This window comes from Candidatus Nitrotoga sp. BS, from assembly GCF_927797785.1.
Taxonomy (GTDB): Bacteria; Pseudomonadota; Gammaproteobacteria; order Burkholderiales; family Gallionellaceae; genus Nitrotoga.
Genome location: NZ_CAKMLL010000055.1, coordinates 1 through 7,146, shown reverse-complemented (window position 1 = coordinate 7,146; position 7,146 = coordinate 1). Strand labels below are relative to the sequence as shown.

Below are 7,146 nucleotides of genomic sequence, written 5' to 3'. Positions count from 1 at the left end.
TATTGGAGGGCAATTATCTTCTACTACTCAGGTCTCACAAATTCTACGTTACCAATTTTTTAAGTTAACGTAAGTCAGTGCCGCGTTATATCGAAGTGGCAAATTAGTATCTATTTTATGAAACAGTCGATGATTCAGTGGCTGCCAGTCAGGACGCGAGCTTTCGGCTGAATGCAGTTGCGAACACTTAATCGCTTTCTACGAGCAATGCGGTATAGCATTTATCTATGCTCACGATCGAATTGCTTTTCTGCATCAGCAAGGTGACTGATCAATATATGAGACAAAATGTTCACACCAATACCTGCAAATATAATCGGAATGAGATATAGCGCGATTGAAAGCTCTGATGTAAAAACTTTATCATCAAGCAACGAAGATGATTTAGCAGCCATTTCTGACAGACTTTGCAAAAGAACTACATTTATCCCAGAAATCGTGATTAGAATAACGCCGAATAGCAGCACTAATTTTCGGGAGATAGCTTTCCTCCTCATCATGTAAATGTATATGCTAAAAGGCAAGATAAATGAAAAGATGATCAGCGAAATAAATTCGATTTCAACAAATATAGAATTACTCATTTGAATTCATTTTTTTCCATTGTGATCATATTGGCTAAACTTCTGGCGGATCACCCGTCTTCAGTAATAAAAGTTATTGGAGTTTAGGCTAATAAGGTAAATGTTTCTGGCGCGATATATCAAGTTTTAGTTGTTCGTGTTCTTCCGACGACATTTTCTCCCAACGCTCGCGCATTTTTTTTCTTTTGGCTTCACGTTCAGTCGGTGACATTTTTTGCCAGTGCTCTTTCATCTTTTCGCGCATTTTATGTCGTTCCTCAGGAGGCATATTTTTCCAATGCTCTCGCATTCTATTACGTCTTTCAGCGCGTTGTTCAGGAGTCTTGTTTCTCCATTCCTTATGGATTTCCTCACGCGCTTTGACCTGCTCTTCAGATAATTCATTTTGCATTTGCTCGGTATGGACAGCCTGTGCAGTGCCGTCAACCGGTTCAACTGCTAACACAGGCATGGAAGCACAAATTGAAACACAAATTGCTATGAAAAATTTAAAGATGTTATTGACGATTATAGCCACGGATATTCTCAGTAAATTAAGTGTGTAGTGAATAATAAAATTAAACTGTAAGAAAAGTATTTTTCCCAAGGTCGAAACTGTAACAATTTGTTTCAATCAATGTGCTACTACACAATTCTTTACAGTTCAAACCGAAGTTAGCTTTATGATGCCTGCCATGGATAACATACAACGCATTCTAATTATTGACGATGATTTTCGCTTACGTTCGTTGTTGGTTCGTTATTTTGGTGAACAAGGACTCGCAGTGAAAGCAGTCGCTGATGGTAGCGAGATGGATAAGGCTTTAGCGCTAAACCGTTATCATTTATTGGTGCTGGATTTGATGTTGCCAAATGAAGACGGTCTGTCTATTTTGCGACGTTTGCGCGGCGCAGGTGAGAATGTTCCGGTGATTCTGCTTACCGCCAAGGGCGACGAAATAGATCGTATCATCGGATTAGAAATGGGAGCAGATGATTATCTCCCCAAACCGTTTAATCCGCGCGAACTGGTGGCACGTATCCATGCGGTATTACGCCGTAAAGGAACACAACCGATTGGTGCACCGCAAACCGAAGAAAAGACAGTCACCTTCGGTGCTTGTGAATTAAATTTGGCTACGCGTATGTTGAGCAAGTCAGGCAAACCCATCGCACTCACGACCGGCGAATTTGCATTGCTTAAGGTACTCGTCACACATCCTCGCCATCCTTTATCGCGCGACAAACTTATGGAGCTGGCGCGCGGCCGTAATCATGATCCATTCGATCGCGCTATAGACGTGCAAATTTCTCGTCTGCGCAAACTCATTGAAGCGGACCTTGCGCATCCCCGTTTCATCCAAACGGTTTGGGGACATGGATATGTGTTTGTGCCGGATGGAATCGAGCCTTGATTTACTTGCCCAAAACTTTGCTGGCACGAGCCTTGTTGCTAATCATGGTGTTGATGGTACTGTCTCTAACAGCAGCTCTGGCAATTTTCCGTCAAGTCGAACGTGAACCGCGTGCGCAGCAGATGGCGCAACTGGTCGTGTCGGTGATCAATCTCACACGCGCTGCCGTGCTGTCCGCCGCCCCGGAATGGCGCTCCGCGCTGCTCGCCGAATTGGCTGATGTAGAAAGATTGCATGTGGAAATGGCAGAGAAGAGTGATGTACTCAAACCTTTGCCAGCCCGTCCTCTTGAATTGCACTTGATGATGGAAAAAGTGCGCGAAAGCTTAGGCAAGAATACCCGCTTCGCAGCAAAGCATAACGGTGTGGAGGCTTTGTGGGTCAGCTTTTTCATTGGCAATGAAGAATTTTGGGTGGCATTACCCAAAGAACACATTGCACGTCCGGCGTCGCAAATACTATTGGTATGGGGCAGTTTGATATTTGGGTTGGCCATGCTCGGCGCTTATTTCATCGCGCGACAAGTGGCATATCCCTTACAACAACTTGCGCAAGCAGCTCAACAAGTAGGCCAAGGTGCTACTCTGCAGCCATTGCCGGAACGGGGCGCGCATGAAATCGTCACAGTAACACGCGCCTTTAATCAGATGTCTGCCGACCTCACCGCGAATGAACGTGAGCGTGCTTTGGTGTTGGCAGGTATCTCGCATGACCTGCGTACTCCGTTGACACGCGTGCGACTGGCGGCTGAGTTTATAGTCGATGAAACCCTACGCGAGGGACTTGCCGCTGATGTTGAGCAGATGGATACAGTCATCCAGCAATTCCTTAACTATGCGCGCCTAGATGAAAATGAAGTCGTTACCCAGTTGAATATAAAATCACTAGTATGCGAAGTTGCAGAACGATTTGAACAGCAAGCGAAATCGCTTACGCTCGAACTGCATGATGTGCCGATGCTACAAGTCAGACCATTGCTGTTGAAACGCGCGCTCTCCAACCTGCTGGATAATGCGATCAAACATGGTGGAGGCAAGATATCTTTGCTGCTTAAGCAGGAAGGAAACCAAGTCATCCTGGCTATAACAGATTGCGGTACTGGCATTCCTACGGCACAACATGAAGCTGTTAAGCGACCGTTCGCACGGCTGGAAACCTCACGCAGCAATGTCACCGGAACAGGATTAGGATTGGCAATTGTTGAACGTACAGCACGCTTGCATGGCGGAGAATTCAATTTGGGAAATAGTGCAGAGGGTGGGCTGGTGGCCCAATTGATTTTGCCATGCGTCTAACTGGCATGACGGTGATTGTCAAGCTAGTGTAGTGCGTCATAATTAACGGTACTTTGGGTAGGACTTTGATAGGCTTTGGTCTCCAAGCCTTACTGAGGTAGTGTTATGGATATTGCCTTACCTGTTCAATTGAGTGCAGACGAAGCTCGGCGTCTTCGAATTCTTTGCAAGCGCAAGCGAGTCGAAGCACGTGTTCAGATGCGTAGCAGAATCGTGTTGCTGGCTGCAGACAATGGAACTGCGCCTCATCGTGGACAACTAAACTACTCACAAACACTCCGAGGTTCAGACATGTCTGGTCAAGTACCCTGAACCCTGAGCAGTACATTAAAGAGGAACGAAAGAAAGGAGGTTTAGAGCGTAAAATTGCAGCAGGAATATAAACATCAGCAGTAAACGACAGAAAAAATTGATTGCGCTGGCGGCAGCCACTATACAAATAGTGGCTGTGTTATGAATGTCGGCTTTCTGTAGGTTAGAATTGCTGGGTGATGGGCATCAGCGTGCCATGAGCTGTCGAGCAAGGTGAACCATGTCCTGCAAGATGCGGTCAGTCATAACCGGCAACAAGGTGCCATTAAGGGTAATTCAGTCCCAACAGATTTAGCAGCATTGAGCAGCCCCGCAATCTACATTGCGGCCATTAAATCTCTTGAAAGAAACTAAGTGTCACAAATATCCTCGTTGCCAACCTATGTTCAAGTCCGGAAAGATGGCGTATTTATCTTGATTTCGCCGCCCCCAGCTCAGGATATCTTACGATTATTTGTTGACCGTCTGTTTAAAAATGACGTTTATTTCAAAGAGCTGGACTATGCGCTCTTCTTAGATTTGTTGTATGGCACAAAGCCCGTCACAGCAAAAAATGGATTACTAGCAGAAGTACGACTTGCCAGTGAAATTGCCATTTTCGAACCTCACCGTAAGAGCCTGTATCGATGTCCAAAAATTATCCCAAGAGGATACGCGGAATATCTATTTGAACCTGTGTTCACTGAGGTAACATTTGAAACCCCAGTTCATGGTGCGTCTGGAGATGTTGGTATAAGTACTATTGTCGAATTCACCCAAAAAACCGAATTGCGCCAGACAAAATTGGATTTCGATGAGTTTGTCGCAGCAATGTGGTGCCATGGAGTGAGTTTTGGTATCGATGCTGATACGGTGCGTGCAGTCATTCAAAGTGGTGCGGCAACCCGTATCGAATTCGCATACCAGCGCGAACCAACCGACAGTCTTGACGCACACATAGCAGAAGAAAAATCCGATCTACGCCAGGATCGTTCTCCACTCATAAACGCCAACGGCTTAGCATCACTGAGCGCAGCAAAAAATTTCTTTCCACAAGTAATTAAAAATATCCCGTTGTTACGCAAGATTCCCCGTGCGCTTGGCGATCCTGGTTACCGCGTGACCGGCGCCACCATCGAACCCCGCGTACCCAAAGATCTCGACTTGCGTGTGATGTCTGGCCCTGGCACGCGCATCGAACCCAACGCGCAGGGCGACATGATCGTGGCAGACATGGATGGCTTTCTGCGATTTGACGATATATCAAAAAAAGTGGAGGTCACTGCCACAATCGAAAACAGAAGTGGCATCAGTACTAAATCCACCGGCGACATCAAGTTGGACGTGGATCACTTCGTCGAGCATGGCGAAGTACAGGAAGGACGCATCGTAAAGGGCAAGCACATGACTTTCCGCTCTGCTGTGTACGGCACCATCCTTGCTTCAGATGGCAATATTTGCATTGACGACAACCTTTCCGGAGGCAATGCTATAAGCTATGGTGGTAATGTTGCTATACATGGACGAGCCATTAACGCCACTATTGAGGCATGGGACGGCAACATTACCGTCAATTATGCAGAATCCTGCGTCATTTTCGGCAAGTCAGTCTCAATCGAACGCGCTGTGAACTGCGAAATTATTGCTGAAACTTTACACGTCGGCGTAGTGGAAGGTTGCGCAATTGTCGGCCAAATGATTAATCTTTCTTCTACGCTGGCTCGCAGGGATAGGGAAACGGTCGTCAACGTGTTACTGCCAGATCATTCTAACATTGAAAGTCAAATCACCGTCGCTCAGGAACATCTAATCAAAATAGATGAGGTTTTGCAGAAAAACGCTGTCGAGATGGCAGCTGCACGGGCCGACCCAAAGCACGGCAAGTTCATTGAATTGGGTGACAAAATTATTGACGGGAAAATCAAGCTTACCTCGCAACAACAAAGCGAATGGCAGAAAATATTTGCACGCTTCCCGCCTGCAGTAAAGGACACTCTGATCTTAATGGGCAAGCGGAAGCCTCTGCCTGATACGATTTCCGATCTGTCTCAACAAATAGAAACCCGCCTCTCCAAACTACACTGCAATATCAAAGAAGTGCTAGGCGAAACCACGGTACAAATTTCGCGTACACAGCTAGACCTACGTGGATTCCAAAACCTGTCCAGAAGCCAGCTGAAAATCAGCTTGCAACATATGGGGGCACCTAATCAAAAAATATTTTTTGGCGGGCAAGGACAGCTCAAATGGCAGTACAAAACTCAGTAATGAAACTGCTCTCTTGGCTAAAAACGAGGAAAATACAATGAGCGACACACAACAAGACTCCCGCCCAGCGCCAGTCGACAGCTTGTTCGAGAGTGCCATTCTCGATATCGGCATCCCACCTTGCCCTGCTGTCCTGGATCGTTTTATGGCTGAGATGGGCAAAGATGAACCAGACTTTCAACGTTTGGCAGGTATCATTGGAACCGATGTGGCGCTCTCGGCCAGCTTGATCAAGACAGCTAATTCGCCTTATTTTGGAATGCGCCAGCGAGTGCGTTCAGCGAACGAAGCACTTACGGTGCTCGGCTTAAAAGCATCCAGCCATACCGTGGCCGGCATTATCCTACGCAACTCCTTTCCAAATGTGAGCAATTTGGAGCGTTTCTGGGATGCTTCAGCACGCATTGCACGCTTGTCCGCATGGTTGGCACAGGATCTCAAGTTACGCGATCTGCATGTCAACGATGCTTATACCTTCGGCTTGTTCCGTGACTGCGGAATTCCGGTTCTGCTGGGGTACTTCCCGGAATATAGTAAAGCGTTAGCTGAAGCAAACAATGATAGCGAACGTTGTTTCATAGAGGTGGAGGAAACTGAAATCCCGACTAATCATGCCATGATAGGATGTATCTTGGCACAAAGCTGGTGGCTACCGGAAGAGCTCTGTCTCGGTATTCGCAACCACCACGAACTTGCGAAGATAGAATCTGCCCATTCCGATCTACCCATGTTGAGCCGCAAACTCATCGCAACGTCACAACTCGCAGAACATCTTGTGCAGAAAAAACTCGGTTTGAGCATTACCCAAGAATGGACAAAGCTGGGTGTTGCCTGTCTACAGCTTCTTGAAGTAGACGAAGAGCGGCTTGAAATATTGTACGCCGAAGCACCCACTACAGAAATGGCAGATTAACTTCCTAAGCCGCGCTACCATAAAATCTCCACATCCAGTTGTGGCCAGCATACTCGACAAACAATTTTTCGCCAGCCTGATGGGTCTGGCGCATGACCTAGTCTTGCCCTCCGGCGATAGCCGATACTGAAAACAAAACCAACTGTCTTGGTAACCCTCATGGTGGCACGCCCGATATTCCTGCCACAACAGAAACAAGTTGACGCTTTTCTTCTTCATCTCCTGATGAACTTTGCACAATCTGGGATGCACGTTCCAAAATCGAAACTTTCGATGGCTCTGGAAACAAGCACAGTTCCAGCCTGGCATCGTCCCAATCATCCTGAAGCAGCCAGATTATCTAACCTCAGTAGTGTCCGGAGATTCGATGGATGACGCATGATAACTCTTTGAACAACCAT

The 7,146-nt window shown here is 46.7% G+C and carries 6 protein-coding genes; 4 read left to right on the top strand and 2 right to left on the bottom strand.

Going from position 1 to position 7,146, the window contains the following annotated elements:
* Positions 1-221: 221 nt before the first annotated feature.
* Positions 222-584: a hypothetical protein gene (locus MJ769_RS05975; RefSeq protein ID WP_239235195.1), complete on the bottom strand. Its 363-nt coding sequence runs from the start codon at positions 582-584 to the stop codon at positions 222-224.
* 88 nt (positions 585-672) lie between these two features.
* On the bottom strand, positions 673-1,197 hold the full coding sequence (locus MJ769_RS05970) for a DUF3106 domain-containing protein (protein ID WP_239235194.1): 525 nt from the start codon (positions 1,195-1,197) through the stop codon (positions 673-675).
* A 61-nt stretch (positions 1,198-1,258) separates the two neighbouring features.
* Between MJ769_RS05970 and ompR the strand changes: the two genes are divergently transcribed.
* The 4 genes from ompR (at position 1,259) to MJ769_RS05950 (ending at position 6,745) form a co-directional block, all read left to right on the top strand.
* Complete coding sequence (gene ompR / locus MJ769_RS05965) at positions 1,259-1,978, top strand: osmolarity response regulator transcription factor OmpR (protein WP_239235192.1); 720 nt, start codon at positions 1,259-1,261, stop codon at positions 1,976-1,978.
* A complete protein-coding gene (locus MJ769_RS05960; protein WP_239235179.1) occupies positions 1,975-3,273 on the top strand; it encodes an ATP-binding protein in 1,299 nt (432 codons plus the stop codon). Before ompR ends, MJ769_RS05960 begins: the two co-directional genes overlap by 4 nt.
* 666 nt (positions 3,274-3,939) lie before the next feature.
* Positions 3,940-5,832 carry a flagellar assembly protein A gene (locus MJ769_RS05955; RefSeq protein WP_239235177.1) on the top strand — a complete coding sequence of 631 codons (1,893 nt, stop codon included), beginning with the start codon at positions 3,940-3,942 and terminating at the stop codon, positions 5,830-5,832.
* 37 nt (positions 5,833-5,869) lie between these two features.
* Entirely contained in the window at positions 5,870-6,745 is an 876-nt protein-coding gene (locus tag MJ769_RS05950; RefSeq protein WP_239235156.1) for an HDOD domain-containing protein, read from the top strand.
* Positions 6,746-7,146 lie beyond the last annotated feature (401 nt).

Excerpts from the sequence above, each read along its gene's own strand:
- MJ769_RS05975 (WP_239235195.1), bottom strand. The coding sequence starts at position 584 with ATGAGTAATTCTATATTTGTTGAAATCGAATTTATTTCGCTGATCATC.
- ompR (WP_239235192.1), top strand. The coding sequence starts at position 1,259 with ATGGATAACATACAACGCATTCTAATTATTGACGATGATTTTCGCTTA.
- MJ769_RS05950 (WP_239235156.1), top strand. The coding sequence starts at position 5,870 with ATGAGCGACACACAACAAGACTCCCGCCCAGCGCCAGTCGACAGCTTG.